This is a genomic window from Nocardia brevicatena NBRC 12119 (assembly GCF_000308495.1).
Classification (GTDB): domain Bacteria; phylum Actinomycetota; class Actinomycetes; order Mycobacteriales; family Mycobacteriaceae; genus Nocardia; species Nocardia brevicatena.
Genome location: NZ_BAFU01000070.1, coordinates 289,840 through 306,514, shown reverse-complemented (window position 1 = coordinate 306,514; position 16,675 = coordinate 289,840). Strand labels below are relative to the sequence as shown.

General features: G+C 67.6%; 18 protein-coding genes. 10 read left to right on the top strand and 8 right to left on the bottom strand.

The annotated features are described in order from the left end of the window. Positions 1-122: 122 nt before the first annotated feature. On the bottom strand, positions 123-431 hold the full coding sequence (locus tag ON20_RS20435; RefSeq protein WP_040837660.1) for a putative quinol monooxygenase: 309 nt from the start codon (positions 429-431) through the stop codon (positions 123-125). A gap of 193 nt (positions 432-624) precedes the next feature. Here ON20_RS20435 and ON20_RS20430 point away from each other — a divergent pair, with 193 nt between their 5' ends. Genes ON20_RS20430 through ON20_RS20415 form a run of 4 tightly spaced genes read left to right on the top strand, consistent with a single transcriptional unit; the run spans position 625 to position 3,879 of the window. After that, positions 625-1,437, top strand: a complete 813-nt coding sequence (locus ON20_RS20430) for an LOG family protein (protein WP_051162914.1) — start codon at positions 625-627, stop codon at positions 1,435-1,437. Continuing rightward, positions 1,434-2,018 carry an LOG family protein gene (locus tag ON20_RS20425; protein WP_040837833.1) on the top strand — a complete coding sequence of 195 codons (585 nt, stop codon included), beginning with the start codon at positions 1,434-1,436 and terminating at the stop codon, positions 2,016-2,018. The genes ON20_RS20430 and ON20_RS20425 overlap by 4 nt, the downstream gene beginning before the upstream one ends. Before the next feature lie 35 nt (positions 2,019-2,053). Continuing rightward, positions 2,054-2,935 (top strand): dihydropteroate synthase, encoded by an 882-nt coding sequence (folP, locus tag ON20_RS20420; protein WP_040837832.1) that lies wholly within the window; start codon positions 2,054-2,056, stop codon positions 2,933-2,935. After that, entirely contained in the window at positions 2,932-3,879 is a 948-nt protein-coding gene (locus ON20_RS20415; RefSeq protein ID WP_040837658.1) for a glucosyl-3-phosphoglycerate synthase, read from the top strand. Before folP ends, ON20_RS20415 begins: the two co-directional genes overlap by 4 nt. A gap of 97 nt (positions 3,880-3,976) precedes the next feature. Here ON20_RS20415 and ON20_RS36585 read toward each other — a convergent pair whose 3' ends face one another. Then, positions 3,977-4,321: a hypothetical protein gene (locus ON20_RS36585; protein ID WP_157228917.1), complete on the bottom strand. Its 345-nt coding sequence runs from the start codon at positions 4,319-4,321 to the stop codon at positions 3,977-3,979. 591 nt (positions 4,322-4,912) lie between these two features. Between ON20_RS36585 and ON20_RS36580 the strand changes: the two genes are divergently transcribed. Continuing rightward, complete coding sequence (locus ON20_RS36580) at positions 4,913-5,227, top strand: hypothetical protein (RefSeq protein WP_157228916.1); 315 nt, start codon at positions 4,913-4,915, stop codon at positions 5,225-5,227. A 145-nt stretch (positions 5,228-5,372) separates the two neighbouring features. Here the strand turns inward: ON20_RS36580 and ON20_RS20405 are convergent, their stop codons facing one another. The 5 genes from ON20_RS20405 to sigE form a co-directional block, all read right to left on the bottom strand. Then, complete coding sequence (locus ON20_RS20405) at positions 5,373-6,233, bottom strand: hypothetical protein (protein WP_040837654.1); 861 nt, start codon at positions 6,231-6,233, stop codon at positions 5,373-5,375. Between the two features lie 52 nt (positions 6,234-6,285). Further along, positions 6,286-6,702, bottom strand: a complete 417-nt coding sequence (tatB, locus tag ON20_RS20400; protein ID WP_040837652.1) for a Sec-independent protein translocase protein TatB — start codon at positions 6,700-6,702, stop codon at positions 6,286-6,288. A 34-nt stretch (positions 6,703-6,736) separates the two neighbouring features. Continuing rightward, a complete protein-coding gene (locus tag ON20_RS20395) occupies positions 6,737-8,266 on the bottom strand; it encodes a S1C family serine protease (RefSeq protein ID WP_040837650.1) in 1,530 nt (509 codons plus the stop codon). Between the two features lie 10 nt (positions 8,267-8,276). Then, entirely contained in the window at positions 8,277-8,672 is a 396-nt protein-coding gene (locus ON20_RS20390; RefSeq protein ID WP_040837648.1) for a hypothetical protein, read from the bottom strand. 64 nt (positions 8,673-8,736) lie between these two features. After that, positions 8,737-9,345 carry an RNA polymerase sigma factor SigE gene (gene sigE, locus ON20_RS20385; protein ID WP_051162961.1) on the bottom strand — a complete coding sequence of 203 codons (609 nt, stop codon included), beginning with the start codon at positions 9,343-9,345 and terminating at the stop codon, positions 8,737-8,739. A 502-nt stretch (positions 9,346-9,847) separates the two neighbouring features. Here sigE and ON20_RS20380 point away from each other — a divergent pair. From ON20_RS20380 to ON20_RS20365, 4 genes are all read left to right on the top strand, one after another. Then, positions 9,848-10,486: an O-methyltransferase gene (locus ON20_RS20380; RefSeq protein WP_040837647.1), complete on the top strand. Its 639-nt coding sequence runs from the start codon at positions 9,848-9,850 to the stop codon at positions 10,484-10,486. A 158-nt stretch (positions 10,487-10,644) separates the two neighbouring features. After that, the gene (locus ON20_RS20375) at positions 10,645-11,391 is read left to right on the top strand and encodes a TetR/AcrR family transcriptional regulator (RefSeq protein ID WP_083865086.1); all 747 of its coding nucleotides are present in this window, start codon (positions 10,645-10,647) and stop codon (positions 11,389-11,391) included. 90 nt (positions 11,392-11,481) lie between these two features. Next, a complete protein-coding gene (locus ON20_RS20370; RefSeq protein ID WP_040837646.1) occupies positions 11,482-12,402 on the top strand; it encodes an ABC transporter ATP-binding protein in 921 nt (306 codons plus the stop codon). Next, a complete protein-coding gene (locus ON20_RS20365) occupies positions 12,399-14,054 on the top strand; it encodes an ABC transporter permease (RefSeq protein WP_040837645.1) in 1,656 nt (551 codons plus the stop codon). The genes ON20_RS20370 and ON20_RS20365 overlap by 4 nt, the downstream gene beginning before the upstream one ends. A gap of 94 nt (positions 14,055-14,148) precedes the next feature. Here the strand turns inward: ON20_RS20365 and glgC are convergent, their stop codons facing one another. Then, positions 14,149-15,363, bottom strand: a complete 1,215-nt coding sequence (gene glgC / locus ON20_RS20360) for a glucose-1-phosphate adenylyltransferase (protein ID WP_040837644.1) — start codon at positions 15,361-15,363, stop codon at positions 14,149-14,151. A gap of 125 nt (positions 15,364-15,488) precedes the next feature. Here glgC and glgA point away from each other — a divergent pair, with 125 nt between their 5' ends. Continuing rightward, positions 15,489-16,658 carry a glycogen synthase gene (gene glgA, locus ON20_RS20355; RefSeq protein WP_040837827.1) on the top strand — a complete coding sequence of 390 codons (1,170 nt, stop codon included), beginning with the start codon at positions 15,489-15,491 and terminating at the stop codon, positions 16,656-16,658. Positions 16,659-16,675 lie beyond the last annotated feature (17 nt).

Genomic DNA, 16,675 nt, shown 5'->3' with positions numbered 1-16,675 from the left:
GCAGACCCGCTACAACCCGATGGTGCACGAAACCGTGCGGGCGCCGGCGCGTGCGGAAACCCGCAAGGTTGACACTGTGCACGGTTTTGCCGTGTGGTGCGGCATAACCGACCGGCTGTGATTCAGCCGGGAAGCCCCTTGGCCGTTGCCGGGGTAAGGAACTCGACCCGAAAGTCGGCGACGTAGTTGCTGCGTTGGTCGAGGAATCGACGGGTGTGTGCCTGCCGTTCGTGCTCCTCGAATGCTTCCCGGTCACGATAGACCTCGTAGAACACACGCGAGAGTGGCGCGTCTTCGATGGTGTGTGTGGCGTATACCAGGGTGCCGGGTTCGTGTTCTGCTATGCCCTGGGCGGTCTCTTCCACGAGCTGATCGAACGCTTCGGCGGCCACGGCGTCTTTCAGTTCGAACCTCACCACAAGCGCGAACAACGAACCCTCCCGTACATTCGGATCGTCCGAGGGGTCAGTGTCTCACGATCGCGGCGTAGAAGAGGGCATGGTGTGGCCGGAGGACTCGGGTGAAGATTCAGGCCGGCCGAACGCCGAGGAGGCGCCTTCCTCGACGGCCGAGCACCCCGGCCGTGGAGCGGATCACCCGGCCCGACACAGTAGCGTTGCGTTCATGTCCACCGATGCAGCCGATCCAGAGATCTCGGGTAAACCGAGGGTGTCAGCCAGATTCCGCGGACCCATCATGCTTCGCCGTGCGCGCAAGCCCGCGGGGGGCGATACGGCCGACCAGCATCTGCTGGATCGGCGCGACGACAGCGACTGGGTGCATACCGATCCGTGGCGGGTGTTGCGTATCCAGGCGGAATTCGTCGAGGGTTTCGGGGCGTTGGCCGAGGTTCCGCATGCGGTGAGTGTTTTCGGTTCCGCCCGTACCCCGGTCGACCATCCGGAGTATCAGGCCGCCCGGGCCATCGGCGCGGCGCTGGCGAGGGCCGGTTTCGCCGTGATCACCGGTGGCGGGCCGGGTGCCATGGAGGCAGCCAATCGGGGTGCGTCGGAGGCGGGTGGTTTCTCGATCGGGCTCGGGATCGAGTTGCCGTTCGAGCACAGCCTGAACGAATGGGTCGATCTGGGGATCAACTTCCGCTACTTCTTCGTCCGCAAGACGATGTTCTTGAAGTATTCGCAGGCGTTCATCTGTCTGCCGGGTGGTTACGGCACCCTGGACGAGATGTTCGAGGCCCTTACACTGGTGCAGACGCGCAAGATCACCCGTTTCCCGATCATCCTGTTCGGCACCCGGTACTGGGCGGGTCTGGTCGACTGGATTCGGGATTCGCTGCTGAGTTCGGGCAAGATCGGCGGGCTCGATATGGATCTCCTCCATCTCACCGACAGTGTGGAGGATGTGGTGCGGATCATCGAGCAGGCAGCGGCCGAACGGAACACGCTGGAAACGATCGGCACGGAGGACGAGTGGTGAGCGCGGGGACCGACGCCTCCTTCGCGGTGTGCGTCTACTGTTCGGCGGGCACCACCGATCACGAGCAGTTGCAGTTGGCGGCGCGGGTCGGCACGGAGATCGCCCGGCGCGGTTGGCGGCTGGTGTCCGGCGGGGGTCATGTGTCGATGATGGGCGCGGTGGCGACCGCTGCCCGCGCGGGCGGGGCCACCACCATCGGGGTGATCCCGAAACACCTGGTGCACCGCGAGGTGGCCGATGTGGACGCCGACGAGCTCGTCGTCACCGACACTATGCGCCGGCGCAAGCAGGTGATGGAGGATCGCGCCGACGCGTTCCTCACCCTCCCCGGCGGTATCGGCACCTTGGAGGAGTTCTTCGAAACCTGGACCGGCGGCTATCTGGGCGTGCACCGCAAGCCGATGGTGGTGCTCGATCCCGGCGGACATTACAAGGGCCTGTTCGCCTGGGTGGAGCAGCTGCACGATCGGGGTTTCGTCTCGCGGGAGGCGCTCGATCTGGTCACGGTCGTCGTCGATCCGGCGGCGGCTTTCGCCGTCCTGGATCGGGCGGCCGGTACGGTGCGCACCCCGGGCGGATGACCGGAGGCGAGCCTTCCGTCGGTACAGTCGAAGCCATGTTCGAGCCCGTCCGGCCGTTGCCGACACTGTGCGGACGGCCGGTGGCGACGGATCGCGCGCTGGTCATGGCCATCGTGAACCGCACTCCCGACTCCTTCTACGACCGGGGCGCCACCTTCGACGACGCGGCCGCCATGGCCGCCGTGGCCCGGGCCGTGGACTCCGGCGCCGACCTGGTCGATATCGGTGGAGTGAAGGCCGGGCCCGGTGCGACGGTCGATACCGCGGAGGAGATCCGGCGCGTGGTGCCGTTCGTCGCGGCCATCCGGGAGAAGTACCCCGAACTGTTGATCAGTGTCGACACCTGGCGGGCGGCGGTGGCCCGGGCAGCCGTGGGCGAGGGCGCGGACCTGATCAACGACACCTGGGCGGGCGCCGACCCGGAGCTGGTGCCGGTGGCCGCGGAGACGCGGGCGGGCATTGTCTGCAGCCACACCGGTGGCGCCGTGCCTCGGACGCGCCCGCATCGGGTCCGTTACGCCGATGTGCTGACCGAGGTGACCGAGACACTGGTGCGGGCGGCGGAGGCGGCCGCGGCGGCCGGGGTGCGACGGGATTCGATCCTGATCGATCCGACGCACGATTTCGGTAAGAACACCTACCACGGGCTCGAACTGTTGCGTGGAGCGGACGTTCTTGTAAACACCGGATGGCCTGTCTTGATGGCGCTTTCCAACAAGGATTTCATCGGAGAGACATTAGGTGTCGGTCTTTCCGAACGGTTGGAGGGCACATTGGCGGCAACTGCGTGGTCGGCGGCGGCCGGCGCTCGCGTCTTTCGCGTGCACGAGGTCGCCGAGACGCGGCGGGTCGTGGATATGATCGCCGCGATCCAGGGCATCCGGCCGCCGGTACGAACTCTGCGAGGTCTGGTATGAGCTTCCTACACACAGAGCATTCGGCCCCCGGGTGGTCGACCACCAATACCTGGGACACACCGGACTGGACGGTGGTCGACCTGGTTGCCGCCAAGGCGGGGCGCACGGTCTCGGTGGTGCTGCCCGCGCTCAACGAGGAGGACACCGTCGCCGAGGTGGTGGCGAGTATCCGGCCGCTGCTCGGCGGTCTGGTCGATGAATTGGTGGTGCTGGACTCCGGTTCCACCGATGCCACGGCCGAACGCGCCCGCGCCGCCGGCGCCCAGGTGATAACCCGGGAGCAGGCGATACCCGAACTGGAGCCGGTGCCGGGCAAGGGCGAGGTGCTGTGGCGCTCACTGGCGGTGACCAGCGGTGACCTGGTGGCCTTCGTCGACTCCGATCTGATCGACCCGGATCCGGCCTTCGTGCCGAAACTGCTCGGCCCGCTGCTGACCATCGACGATATGCATCTGGTCAAGGCGTACTATCGCCGACCGCTTCGGCACGGGACCGGACTGGACGCGCACGGCGGCGGCCGGGTCACCGAGCTGGTCGCCCGCCCGTTGCTGGCGGCCCTGCGTCCGGAGCTGTCGGTGGTGCTGCAACCGCTCGGCGGGGAATACGCGGGGACCCGGGAACTGCTCACCGCGGTACCGTTCGCCCCCGGCTACGGGGTGGAGATCGGACTGCTGCTCGATGCCTACGATCGTCTGGGCCTCGATGCCATCGGCCAGGTGAACCTGGGGGTGCGTACCCACCGCAATCGTCCGCTCGCCGATCTGGGCGTAATGAGCAGGCAGATCATGGGCACCGTTCTCGGACGCAGCGGCGTCCGGGACTCCGGGGCGGCGTTGACCCAGTTTCCGGTGGTAGGGGATGTCTTCACCGCTCGGTGTACGGAGGTCTCGCTGGCCGACCGGCCACCGATGAACACCATCCGGCCGGACCGGGTCGCCGCTTGACGGAGGGGCCGGCCCGGTAGGGACGGAGGAGACCCGGCGGTCGTAGGACCGGTCGTCGCCGGGCGGTGCACTGTCGGGGTGCCTTGGGGAGGGGCGGTCAGTGGTCCGGCTGCCGGTGCTGTGCCACGCGGGTGAAGGCCGAGGAGCGCCGCGGGAAATCCCGGCGCGGAGTGGAGGACCTTTCGGTGGTCGCGGGGGCTTCGGGGGCGCCGGCCGCGCGGCGGGAGCGCCGGGCACGCCCGGGCTTCGGCGTGGGAGAACCGGCCGCGTTGGTGTTCGCGCAGTCCTTGTTCCCTGTACCACCGTTGTCCGTATTGCCCTCGCGGCTCTCGTCTTCGGTGTTATCGGATGTGGGGGCGAGCTCCGGAGCGTCCGATGGCGGGGTGGGGGTGGGAGTGGTTCTCGGACCGCGTTTTTTGTCGGAGCGGCGGGAGCGCTTCATATGAGCGGAGGATTGCTCGGCCGCGGGTTCGGTCTCGGCCGCAGATTCGGTATCGGCCGCAGGTTCGGTCTCGGCCGTGGGTTCGGTGCCGGTCGTGGCCGAGCTGTCGGTGACCGATGTGGCCTCGGCTGTCGGCCTGGCGGGGTGTGATCTGCCGGCACTGTCCGGGACGGCGGTTGTGTTCCCTTCTGTGCCGGTCTCGTCCGCGGATGTTGTATCTGTATAGCTCGACGGTGACTTCTCGGTGGGGGAGTCCGGAGCCTCGAAAGGCTCGGGATCCGGATTGTCCGACCGGTCCGGTGCTGTTGTCCGTCGAGTATCGTCCGCGCCTGGGAAGTCGCCCGCGTCCGGTGAGTTGTTCGCGTCCGGTGAGTCGCCCGTGTCCGAGGAGTCGTCTGCGTCCGGTGAGTTGCCCGTACCCGGTGAGTCATCCGCGCTCGAGGAGCCGTCTGCGTCCGGTGAGTCGTCCGTGGTTGGCGGGGAAGCCTCCGCGTCTCGCGATCCGGGGCCTGCGATACGGTGCGCGCCGCCTGTGGTCCCGGGTGAGTCTTCGCTTCCGGGTTTTTCCGGTTCGGACCCGGTATCTCGTTCGTGATGGTTGCCGGAGGGCGGGGCGTCGGGTTCCTGATCTCGTTCTTCGGAGTGCTCGTCGGCCAGACGCGCCTGGAGTTCGGCAACGGTGATGTGTTCTCGTTCGAGGGTGGGATGGCGGACCACCAGGATCGCGAACGTCAGCAATCCGATAGCGATCAACACAATCCCCACGATTACCAGCGTATTCACCTGCGCCTCCATGGCATTTTTTCGGCGGATATGGAGATCGGCACGGTGTACTCACCCACGGGGGAGTTACTCCATAGTTATCCAATCATTGGAATGACGAAAAGAAACACACGGCATGAGTGACCTGGGTCACATTCAGCCTAACAATGTGGGCCGCGCGCGCAATCCTCCACCGGGTGGTATCGGACAGATCGTCGCTGCCGTACCCGTAGGGGCCTGCGGTGCGGACCGGTGTCGGTGGCGGGCTCGGGGCGCGGGTGTGGGGAGGTCAGCGGCGCTGTCGGAGCGCGTGCGCGCGCATATCCACCGGATCGTGCCGGAAAACGGGGGTGAGCAGATCGGCGTCCACCGGCTCCCCGGTGCTGCGGTCGTAGCGCACTCCGATCAGGGTGGAGAACCGGCGATTGCCGGCACGTTCGTGCAAGGTGGCGAGTCGGGTGGCGAGCAGGCGGACGGCCCCCAGCGAGCCGGGCGGATGCAGACCGTCGATAACGAGGACCGACCCGCATCCGTCGGGGCGCGGCAGCCGCGCCAGATAGGCGATATCGTGCGGGTCCGGGCCGGCCGGGCGGTAGATCCGCCGGGCCGCGCGGTCCTCGATACCGCGTCGCCCGTCGCCGGCGCGGGCGACCGCGCGACGCAGGCGGGGATCGGCGGAGATGAGATGGCGCAGACTGGGGGACAGTTCGGGGCCGCCGAGCACGATGAGTCCGTCCCGGCGTAGATCGATCGGCCGGCCGGGCGCGAACTGTTCGACGGTGACCGAGAAGCCCAGTTCGCGTAGCAGTTCCGCCAGGCGCGGCGCGGCCGCCGGGTCGGGTGCACCGATCAGCCTGCCCGCCCGGGTGTCCGGCACCAGCACGGTGAGTGGACCGTGTCCGAAGAACAGGCCCTCCGGTGCCGGTCCCTGGGTGCTCACCTGGTGAATGCGAGCGCGGGATAGGCCGGCCGCCGCGCCGATCCTGGCGAATGTCCAGCCGTCGGCGTGTAGTTCCCGAATAACCGCACGGCGAATCCGAGTGAGCTCGTTGATGGTCTGTTGCGCCGCGGCGACCCCCTCGGTAGCGGCCTTGAGTCGCTCGACTTTGTCTTCGATCGCGAATATTCGCGCCACGTCATCGGCCGACATGTGCGAAGTCTAGACAGCGGGCAGTCTTTCGGTGTCTAGATCGGTTGACGAATCAGGTGGCGTCGGTATCGATCGGCGGACGTTCGTTGCGTTCCAAGGGTTTCTCGTTCTTCGGCATTGGGTAATCTGTCAACCCACCGCTCGCGCCGAGTAGGTCCTTGGTATCGGGCACCGCCCGCTCGAGGTCTCTGAACAGCGAGTCATCGCCGTTCAGAAGGTGTTTGGTAACCGCCGCCCGCGGCGTCATTCCGCGCAATTCCTGGAGATCGGCCAGCGGTTTGCGGAGATCGTCGAATTCGGGTCCGAGTTCTTGTCTCAATTGCGCCGTCGCGCCGGTGGCGTAATCGCGTACCTGACGCAGGCTGCGCACAGTCCAGCGCACGGCTCCGGGCAATCGCTCCGGACCGAGAATGACGAGCGCGGCGACGAGCAAGACCAGCATCTCGCTCCACCCGATACTGCTGAACACGCCGTCCAGGCTACCCGCCGCGCCCGCCCGCCCGTCAGTCGGAGACCAGGGTCACCGGTATGTCCACCTGTCGGCCTTCCCTGATCAACTGCACGTTCACCTGCTGACCGATCGCGTGCGACTGCACCGCCACGACAAGTTCGTCGGGGTCGCTCACCTGACGATCACCAACCTTGACGATCACGTCGCCCTCGACGATGCCGGCGTTCGCGGCCGGGCTGCCGGGCATCACGTCCGCCACCTCGGCGCCGCTCATGACCTCGTTGGCGACCGCCTTCTGTCGCGCGCTGACCCCGAGGACGGGGTGGTGGATAGCGCCGTCGCGAATGAGTGTCTGGGCCACGGAGGTCATCTTGTCCACCGGTATGGAGAAGCCGAGACCGACGGAACCGCCGCTTTCCGAACGGATCGCGGTATTGATGCCGATCACCTGACCGTTCATGTTCACCAGTGCGCCACCGGAGTTACCGGGATTGATCGAGGCGTCGGTCTGTACGGCGTCGATCACGGCCTTGGTGTCGCTGCCCTCGCCCTCCAGTTTGACCGGGCGGTGCAGGGCGCTGACGATGCCGGACGTCACCGTCTCGGTCAGCCCGAGCGGGGACCCGATGGCCAGGACCGCGTCGCCGACCTGGACATCATCGGATTTGCCCAGCTGCGCCACAGTGAGATTTTTCACATCTACCTTGAGCACGGCCAGGTCCGTTTTCGGATCCCGGCCCACGATCTTCGCGGGCACGCGGGTGTCGTCGGAAAAGCTGACCTGGATGGTCGCTCGATTGGACTGGTCCTGGGCGGCCATCGAGATGACGTGGTTGTTGGTGACGATATAGCCGGCACCGTCGATGACCACACCCGACCCGGTGGCCCCATTGTCTCCGACAGTGGTGCGGATCGAGACCACCGAGGGCAGGACCGCATCCGCGACCTGGGCGATCTGCCCGTGTGGCCGCTCGCCGTCACTCTGTTCGAGGGTGACCCTGCGCGAGGTGAGGACGGAGGCGGTTTCCGCGGTCAGCCGCCCGACCAGACCGCCGATCAGACCGATTCCCAGAGCGATCGCGGCGAGTACCGCCAGCGCCTTGGGGGCGACGCGGGAGCCGAAGAGAACCTCTCGGGCGGACAGCTTCTCCGCCCGGGGCGCGACCGTCTCCGGGGCGGTGGGCAGCGCGGGGGCGCCCAGGCGGGCCCCGGTGCTCGGGTCGCGCCACGGGTTGGCCGGACCCGCGGTGGGCTCGGCATCGCCGACGGCATCCGGATCACGCTGCAGAAGTTCGGTGGAGCCCGGTGGACGCCCGAACGCCTCGGCCAGAACCGCCTCCGGCGGAGCACCGGATACCACCGGGGGCGTGTTGCTCGGAGCCTCGGAACGGGAAGGGTGTGGCCCGAACGGACCGGACTGGCCGGCCGGGCGGCGGAACGCCTGTGCGGTATGCGTGTCCACATGCGGGCGGTAGACCGGTCGCGGGGCCAGCACCGGCGCGCCGGCCGGCCGTAGATTGCCGTTGTTGGCCGCCGAATCCGGGTTCTCGGCCGGTGTGTTGTGCGTCGATTCGGAGGTCACTCGCCAAACTCTACTTGCGCCACCACGCTGTCCACCGCCTGCTGTCGAAGGTGGCGGTGAACGACTCGCTCAGGAAACCGAAAACTGCCTCGTTACGAGGGCTTCCGGCGGGAGTGCCGGGTTTTCCGCCACCGGGAAGTTCGGCCAGCGGGATGCGGGTCAAGCTGTCGTGCAGCCCTGCGGGTACCGACACCTGACCGGCCCGGCGCAGCGCGATCCGTGCCTGCTGCTGGGCTTCCACCTCGGCCGCGCATTCCGGGCACAGGGAAAGATGCTGCGCGGCACGCATATACGCGTTCATCCGCAGTTCGCCGTCCACATAGGCGGCGATGGCCTCGCTCGCCAGATGCTCGGTGGAGCGGAACCGCGGTGAACGAGGACTCGACATACCGAAGTCGTCACTCATTCGGTGCTCATCCTTCCCAACCGACATCGCTGATCGGCGGGCGCCGACGTCGTCCGGCGTCGAATCACCCGGGGTTCGCCTCGGCGGCGAACCTCTCCTGTGACCCATTATGCGCAAGGTAGTCGCGCAATGCCTGTCGACCACGATGGATACGACTGCGCACGGTTCCCAGTTTCACGCCGAGCGTCGCGCCGATCTCCTCGTAGGACAGTCCTTCGATATCGCACAGCACGACCGCGGCACGGAATTCCGGAGCCAGCGAGTCCAGCGCGGATTGGAGATCGGGGTCGAGTCGGGCATCGTGGAAGACCTGCTCGGGGCCGGGGCCGTCGGCGGCAACCCGCTCGTAGTCCTCGGGCAGCGCTTCCATCCGGATGCGGCTGCGGCGCCGGACCATGTCCAGGAAGAGGTTGGTGGTGATGCGGTGCAGCCAGCCCTCGAAGGTGCCCGGCTGGTAGTTCGACAGCGACCGGAAGACCCGGATGAAGGTCTCCTGGGTGAGGTCTTCGGCGTCCTGGGGATCACCGGAGAGGCGATACGCCAGTCGGTAGACCCGGTCGGCGTGTTCCCGGACCAGGTCGTCCCAGCTGGGCATGGCCGAGGGGTCGCCGGTGGCGTCGAAGGCAGCGGTTCCGGTGAGTTCGCCCAGACCGGACAGGTCCGCCATATCCATGGCGTCCCCTGCCGCGGCGAACCGGCCGGTTTCGCTCGGGTCGTGGTGCGCGTCGATGGCCGTGGCGCCGGCGTTGTCGGGACCGTCCGCCATGCCGGTATCCCATTCGGACACTGTGGTCTCCTCCCAGGGCAGTGTCGTATCCTCTTCGGTCAGTGCCCTGTCCTCACCGGGGAGCGGGTGCTCGGAGCCGGTGAATACTGCCGATCGGCGGGCCCGGGGCAGTTCGGACGGGCCAGTATACTCGCGCGCCGCATCGACCATGTGGATGTGGGGTACCTCCTACTCGGGACCGAGGCGCAGGGTCGCATACGGCGGTCCGGGTCTCGGAACGCCGTCGGCGGGTACAACCATCTCTTGGCTCGTCGTTGTTCCCGCGCCGGTCGGTCGACTGGTCTTGCGTGGTCACTACTGTCTCCTTCCCCGATATGGCTGGGGTATGCAGATCCTGAGGGACACCTGAGAATGTTTCGACCCGCTTTCCGCCGATTGGCATAGCCTCATGGGCGTGGCATCGAACCTGGAGCGAAATCTCGCCTACGTGGAGGAATCCGTCGTGGAGGACGAGGTCCTCGTCATCGCCCGCGAGCGGGCCACCGAACTGGGCGTCGCGCCGGTGGCGCCGTCGGTCGGGGCGCTGCTGAGTATGTATGCCCAGCTCGTCGACGCGCGGGCGGTGGTCGAGGTGGGGACCGGTGCCGGGATCAGCGGCCTGTGGCTGCTCGACGGTATGCGTGAGGACGGGACGCTCACCACCATCGACCTCGAGCCGGAACACCAGCGGGCCGCAAAGAAGGCGTTCCGCGCCGCCGCCATTCCGCCCGCCCGCACCAGGATGATCAACGGCCAGGCGCTGGATGTGCTCCCGCGCCTGGCCGACGGGGTCTATGACCTGGTGTTCGTGGACGCGGCGCCGATCGAATGCGCCCAGTATCTGACCGAGGCCGTCCGACTGCTCCGGCCGGGCGGCGCGCTCCTGTTGCACAACGCCCTACTGGGGGGTCGGGTTCCCGACCCGGCGCAGCGGGACGCGACCACTCAGGCGGTTCGGGAGGCCACCCGGACCATAGCCGAGGACCCCATGCTGACCAGCGTGCTCATCCCGGTCGGCGACGGCCTGCTCTGCGCCTCGAAGGGGTAGCGAAGACCGCTCACGGTGCCACGGCCGGGTGAGAGGGGCCGCCGGCCGGTGCCTCCCACCGGTCGTTGTCGCGCCGTCCGTCGGTCGAAGCGTCTTTACGGAATCTCTACGGAGTACCCCCTTGCCCAGTGACTGAACGAGTGTTTAACGTACTGAACATGCGTTCAACCGATGACCTGAATGCCCGGGCCCGTATCCGCGACACGGCGGTCGCGCTGTTCGGTGAACGAGGGTTCGGCATCGGGGTCCGCGCCATCGCGGCCGCGGCCGGCGTCTCCCCCGGATTGGTCAACCACCATTTCGGCTCCAAGGACGGGCTGCGTCGAGAATGCGACGACTACGTGTTGGGGGTTATCCGTGACTCGAAGATGAGTTATTTCAACCAGCCGTCCAGCGGCAATCTGCTACACCAATTGGCGGAGATCGAGGAGTTCGCTCCGGTTATCGCCTACGTGGTGCGCAGCTTCCAGGCCGGTGGCGGCCTCGCCGGTTCGCTGTTCGAACGCATGGTCGCCGACGTGGAACAGTATCTGGACGTGGGTATCGCCAACGGCGTCATGCGCAGGCCGCGGGACCTGAAGGCGATGGCCCGTTATCTCGCCACGGCGAACGGTGGCGGCATGCTGCTGTTCTTGCAACTGCACACCCAGGGCGACGGTCCCGTCGACTACCGCAAGGCGTTGCGGGAATACGCCGACCAGATGATGCTGCCCGCCCTCGAGGTCTTCACCGAGGGCCTGCTCACCGATTCGTCGATGATGGACACTCTGCTCTCCGCGGGCTACGACCACGGTTCATGGGCGCCGGACGCCGACCCGCTGTCCACCGAGCACGGGACGCCCCCGCTCGGAGGCGGTCCGGCCGGCCCCGACCGCGAGGCCGACTCGGCGACCGACAGGCACTGACCGGGCGCCGAGCCGGACGGACGCGCTCCATATGGGGGCGCAACGGGACTTTACAACTACCTTATTTCTCTTTTCCCACAAGGAGATTCGATGGTTTCGGCAATCCACATCCGAGATCTGCACAAACACTTCGGGCAGGTCCGTGCACTCGACGGGCTCGACCTGGAGGTCTTCGCGGGCGAGATCCATGGTTTCCTCGGGCCCAACGGAGCGGGCAAGTCCACCACCATCCGGGTCCTGCTCGGCCTGCTGTCGCGTACTTCCGGCGAGGTGCGGATGCTGGGGCGGGACCCGTGGGCCGACGCGGTGGCATTGCACCGCGAAATCGCCTACGTCCCCGGCGATGTCACACTGTGGCCGTCGCTGAGCGGCGGCGAGATCATCGACCTGCTCGCCACGATGCGCGGCGGTCTCGACACCGGGCGACGGGCCGAGCTGATCGAACGCTTCGAACTCGATCCTCGCAAAAAGGCCCGGACATACTCCAAGGGCAACCGGCAGAAGGTCGCGCTGGTCTCCGCCTTCTCCTCCCACGCCCAACTGCTGCTGTTGGACGAGCCGACCTCGGGTCTGGACCCGCTGATGGAGCAGGTCTTCGGCGAATGTGTTGCCGAGGCGACCGAACGCGGCGCGACCGTGCTGTTGTCCAGCCACATCCTGTCCGAGGTGGAAAAGCTGTGCGAGCGGGTCACCATCATCCGCGCCGGACGCACCGTGGAGAGCGGGACACTGGCGTCGATGCGGCATCTGAGCCGCACCTCCATCACCGCCGAACTGACCGGCGATCCCGGTGATATCGCGGCCCTGCCCGGCGTCGCCGACGTTCGCCTGGACGATCACACCCTGAGCTGCCAGGTCGACAGCGAGCACCTCGCCGGACTGATCCGCGTGCTCGGCGATACCGGGGTGAGGAGCCTGATCAGCCGGCCACCGACTCTGGAAGAGCTGTTCATGCGCCATTACTCGGTCAACGGCCGCGAGGCCGGCGAACTGCAGAAGGTGACGAAATGACCACCGCGATCGCGGGAACACGGCACCGCGTATTCGATACGCCACCCACCCGTATGGGCTTCGCCGGAACAACCCGGCTGCTGCGGTTGTACCTGCGCCGCGATCGGATCGTGGCGCCGTTGTGGATCCTGCTGCTGTCGCTGCCGCTGGGCGGGGTCTACATCGCCAGTATCGCCTCGGTGTACCCGACCGAGGCGGACCGTGCCTCGTTCGCCGCCACCGTGCTGGCGAGCCCGGCCCAGCTGGCCATGTACGGGCCCGTCTACAACACCTCCCTCGGCGCCGCCGGGGTCTGGAAAGCAGGAATGTTCCACACCCTGATCGCGGTGGCGACCATTCTCACGGTGATCCGGCACACCAGGGCCGAGGAGGAGACGGGCCGTGGCGAGATCATGGGCTCCACGGCGGTGGGCCGGTACGCGAACCTGACGGCCGCCCTGATCCTGGCCTTCGGTGGTGCGCTGGCGACCGGCCTGCTCGGCACGGTGAGCCTGGCCGCCTCGGATGTTCCGGCAAGCGGCTCGCTGGCCTTCGGACTCGCGCTCGCGGCCTCCGGCATGGTGTTCGCCGGTGTCGCGGCGGTGACGGCACAGGTCAGTTCTGGTGCCCGGTTGGCGCGAGGACTCGGTTTCGCGGTGCTGGGCGTGACCTACACGCTGCGTGCCGTCGGCGACGCGCAGGCGGGTGACGGGCCGGTGAGCCCCCTGACCTGGCTGTCTCCCCAGGGTTGGTCGCTACAGGTGCGGCCGTACGCGGGTGACCGGTGGTGGGTGCTGTTGCTGCATCTGACGCTGCTCGTGGTACTGATCGTCACGGCCTACGCGCTGCTGCGCCGGCGTGACGTGGGTGCGGGGCTCATCGCCGAGCGGCCGGGTCGGCCCGAGGCCGGGCCCACGCTGACCGGACCGCTCGGCCTGGCGGTCCGGCTGCAGCGGGGCACGCTGCTGGCCTGGACCATCGGTGTCGGCCTGTACGGCCTGGTGATCGGCAGTGTCGTGAACGGTATCGGCGACAGCTTCGGCAGCAACGAAACCCTGCGCGAGCTGATCACCAGAATGGGCGGCACCGACTCGCTCGAGGACTCGTTCGTCAACTACGCCTTCACGATGCTCGGTGTCGCGGGTGCGGCCTATGCCATTTCCGCGTCGCTGCGGCTGTTCGGCGAGGAGAACGGCGGACACGCCGAATCCGTGCTCACCGGCGCGGTCGGGCGGGTCCGCTGGGTGGCCTCGCATCTGGTGTTCGCGCTGGGCGGTCCGGTGGTCATCATGGTGACCGCCGCGGTGCTGGGCGGGCTGGTCTACGGGATCGCCGCCGACGATATCGGCGGGAAGCTGCCGGGAGTACTGGCCGCCGCGCTGGTGCAACTGCCCGCCATCTGGTTGTTCGCCGCGATCACCATCGCCCTGTTCGGACTGGCCCCGCGCTGGACCCCGCTGGCGTGGGGGTTGCTCACCGCCGCGATCGCGGTGTTTCTGCTCGGCTCGATCTCCGGCGCCCCGCAGTGGTTCCGTGACCTGGACCCGTTCGGTCACGCGCCGAAGGTCCCGGGCTCGGAGTTCACCGCCACGCCCGTGATCGCGGTCCTCGCTCTTGCCGCCGTGCTGTTGGCGGCGGGACTGGGCGGGGTGCGGGGACGCGATCTGCGCTGATCCGACGCACCTCGTACCGGTGCGCCCCCGTTCCGTATGAACGGGGGCGCACCGACGTGCGAGCGGTCACCGGCCGATCGCCTGCCGGTCACGCTCAGACCCAGGTCCCCTTGCCGACGGTGACCACACCACCGTTGCTGATGGCGAAGCGGCCGCGGTCGCGCTCCGGGTCGACCCCGATGATCTCGCCCTCCGACACCATGACGTTCTTGTCCAGGATCGCCCGCCGCACCACCGCTCCCCGCCCGATCCGCACCCCCGGCATCAGCACACTGCCCTCCACGGTGGCCCCCTCGTCGACCACCACATTGGCGCTGAGCACCGAATTGCGGACCGTCGCCGCCGACAGAATGCTGCCCGCGCCGACAATCGCCTCCTGTGCCAACCCGCCCTTGGCGAATTTCGCCGGCGGCAGGTTCTCGGCGGCGCCGCGGATCGGCCAGTGCCGGTTGTAGAGGTTGAACACCGGCTGTACCGACACCAGGTCCATATGCGCCTCGTAGAAGGCGTCGATGGTGCCGACATCCCGCCAGTAACCGCGGTCGCGGTCGGTGGCCCCCGGGACTTCATTGGCGGCGAAATCGTAGACGGCGGCCCGGCCCTCGGCGACCAGGTACGGAATGATATCGCCGCCCATATCGTGGTCGGAGTCGGGATTCTCCGCATCGGCCTTGATCGAATCCACCAGAACCTTGGTGGTGAACACATAGTTGCCCATGGACGCGAAGGTCATATTCGGGTCGTCGGGAATTCCCGGCGGATGCGTCGGTTTTTCCAGGAAACCGATGATGCGGCCGGATTCGTCGGAGTCGATACAGCCGAAAGCGCTCGCCTGGCTGCGCGGCACCCGGATACCGGCCACCGTGACCCCGGCGCCGGAATCGATATGGTGGGCGACCATCTGCTCCGGGTCCATTCGGTATACGTGGTCGGCGCCGAATACGACGATGTAGTCGGGATCCTCGTCGTAGATGAGGTTCAGCGATTGCATGATCGCGTCGGCGCTGCCGGTGTACCAGCGCGGACCGAGTCGCTGCTGGGCGGGCACGGGGGTTATGTATTCGCCGGCGAAACCGGACAGGCGCCAGGTCTGCGAGATATGCCGGTCCAGGGAATGCGATTTGTACTGTGTGAGCACACAGACCCGCATAAAACCGGCGTTGACGAGATTGCTGAGAACGAAGTCGATGAGGCGGTAGGCGCCGCCGAACGGAACGGCCGGTTTGGCCCGGTCGGCGGTGAGTGGAAAGAGTCGCTTGCCCTCGCCACCGGCGAGCACGATTCCGAGTACGTGCGGCTGGCTCCTCACGCTTTCAAACTACCCAACCGCCCGGCCCGTGGTGGCCCGTGCCGCCGGCAGCGTCTACGTTGAATCTCGTGAATTCCGGCACGGATGGTGAGCGTGCGGCGGTGGATCCGTTCGACCTGGAGTGGCTGCGGGTGGCCGTGCTGACCCGGGAGTATCCGCCGGAGGTGTACGGCGGGGCGGGCGTGCACGTCACCGAACTGGTGGGCCGACTGCGGTACTTGTGTGATGTGACGGTGCACTGCATGGGCGTGTCACGCACGGACGCGGTGGTGCACGGCCCGGACCCCGCCCTCTATGCCGCCAACGCGGCCGTGCAGATGATGTCCACCGAACTACGGATGGCCGACGCCGTCGGGGAAGTGGACGTCGTGCATTCGCATACCTGGTACACCGGCCTGGCCGGGCACCTCGCCGCCACCCTCTACGGCATCCCGCATGTGCTGACCGCCCATTCGCTGGAGCCGCGGCGGCCGTGGAAGGCCGAACAGCTCGGCGGCGGCTATCGCCTGTCGTCATGGTCGGAACGCACCGCGATCGAATCCGCCGACGCCGTTATCGCGGTGAGTGCGTGGATGCGCCGCGACGTGCTGGACGCCTATCCGGGGCTCGACCCGGACCGGGTGTACGTAGTGCACAACGGCATCGACTCGGCGGCCTGGCATCCCGGTCCGCCGCCCGCGGAGGGTCCCTCCATCCTCGCCGACCTCGGGGTGCGGTCCGACCGCCCGATGGCGGCGTTCGTGGGGCGGATCACCCGACAGAAGGGTGTCGCGCATCTGCTGGCCGCGGCACACGAGATGGACCCTGATATCCAGTTGGTGCTGTGTGCGGGTCTGCCCGACACCGAGGAGCTGGCGGTCGAGGTCGCCGATGCGGTCACCGAACTGCGCCGACAGCGGGGGAACGTGTTCTGGGTGCGGCAGATGCTGTCCACCGAGCAGGTCCGGCAGGTGCTGGCAGCCGCGACCGTGTTCATCTGCCCCTCGGTCTACGAGCCATTGGGCATCGTCAACCTGGAGGCCATGGCCTGCGGTACGGCGGTGGTCGCCTCCGATGTCGGTGGTATCCCGGAGGTCGTCGTCGACAACCGCACGGGCCGGCTGGTGCGCTACGACGCCGCCGACCCCGCCGCCTACGAGCGGGGTCTGGCGGCGGCGGTGAACGAGCTCGCCGCCGACCCCGACCGGTCGGCCGAGTTCGGAGCCGCCGGCCGGACACGTGCCATCGCCGAGTTCGACTGGTCTCATATCGCCGAACAGACCCTGCGGATCTACGACCGCGTCCGCAAGCCGTGACCCGAGCGGCCCGGCGC

Bases quoted from the DNA above. Each gene is read 5' to 3' on its own strand.
- sigE (WP_051162961.1), bottom strand. From the start codon at position 9,345: ATGGATATGGCGGACCTGTCCGGTCTGGGCGAACTCACCGGAACCGCT.
- ON20_RS20415 (WP_040837658.1), top strand. From the start codon at position 2,932: ATGAGCTTCCTACACACAGAGCATTCGGCCCCCGGGTGGTCGACCACC.
- ON20_RS20390 (WP_040837648.1), bottom strand. From the start codon at position 8,672: ATGAGTGACGACTTCGGTATGTCGAGTCCTCGTTCACCGCGGTTCCGC.
- ON20_RS20375 (WP_083865086.1), top strand. From the start codon at position 10,645: ATGCGTTCAACCGATGACCTGAATGCCCGGGCCCGTATCCGCGACACG.
- ON20_RS20430 (WP_051162914.1), top strand. From the start codon at position 625: ATGTCCACCGATGCAGCCGATCCAGAGATCTCGGGTAAACCGAGGGTG.
- ON20_RS36585 (WP_157228917.1), bottom strand. From the start codon at position 4,321: ATGAAGCGCTCCCGCCGCTCCGACAAAAAACGCGGTCCGAGAACCACT.
- ON20_RS20405 (WP_040837654.1), bottom strand. From the start codon at position 6,233: ATGTCGGCCGATGACGTGGCGCGAATATTCGCGATCGAAGACAAAGTC.
- ON20_RS20370 (WP_040837646.1), top strand. From the start codon at position 11,482: ATGGTTTCGGCAATCCACATCCGAGATCTGCACAAACACTTCGGGCAG.
- folP (WP_040837832.1), top strand. From the start codon at position 2,054: ATGTTCGAGCCCGTCCGGCCGTTGCCGACACTGTGCGGACGGCCGGTG.
- ON20_RS20365 (WP_040837645.1), top strand. From the start codon at position 12,399: ATGACCACCGCGATCGCGGGAACACGGCACCGCGTATTCGATACGCCA.
- ON20_RS20380 (WP_040837647.1), top strand. From the start codon at position 9,848: ATGGGCGTGGCATCGAACCTGGAGCGAAATCTCGCCTACGTGGAGGAA.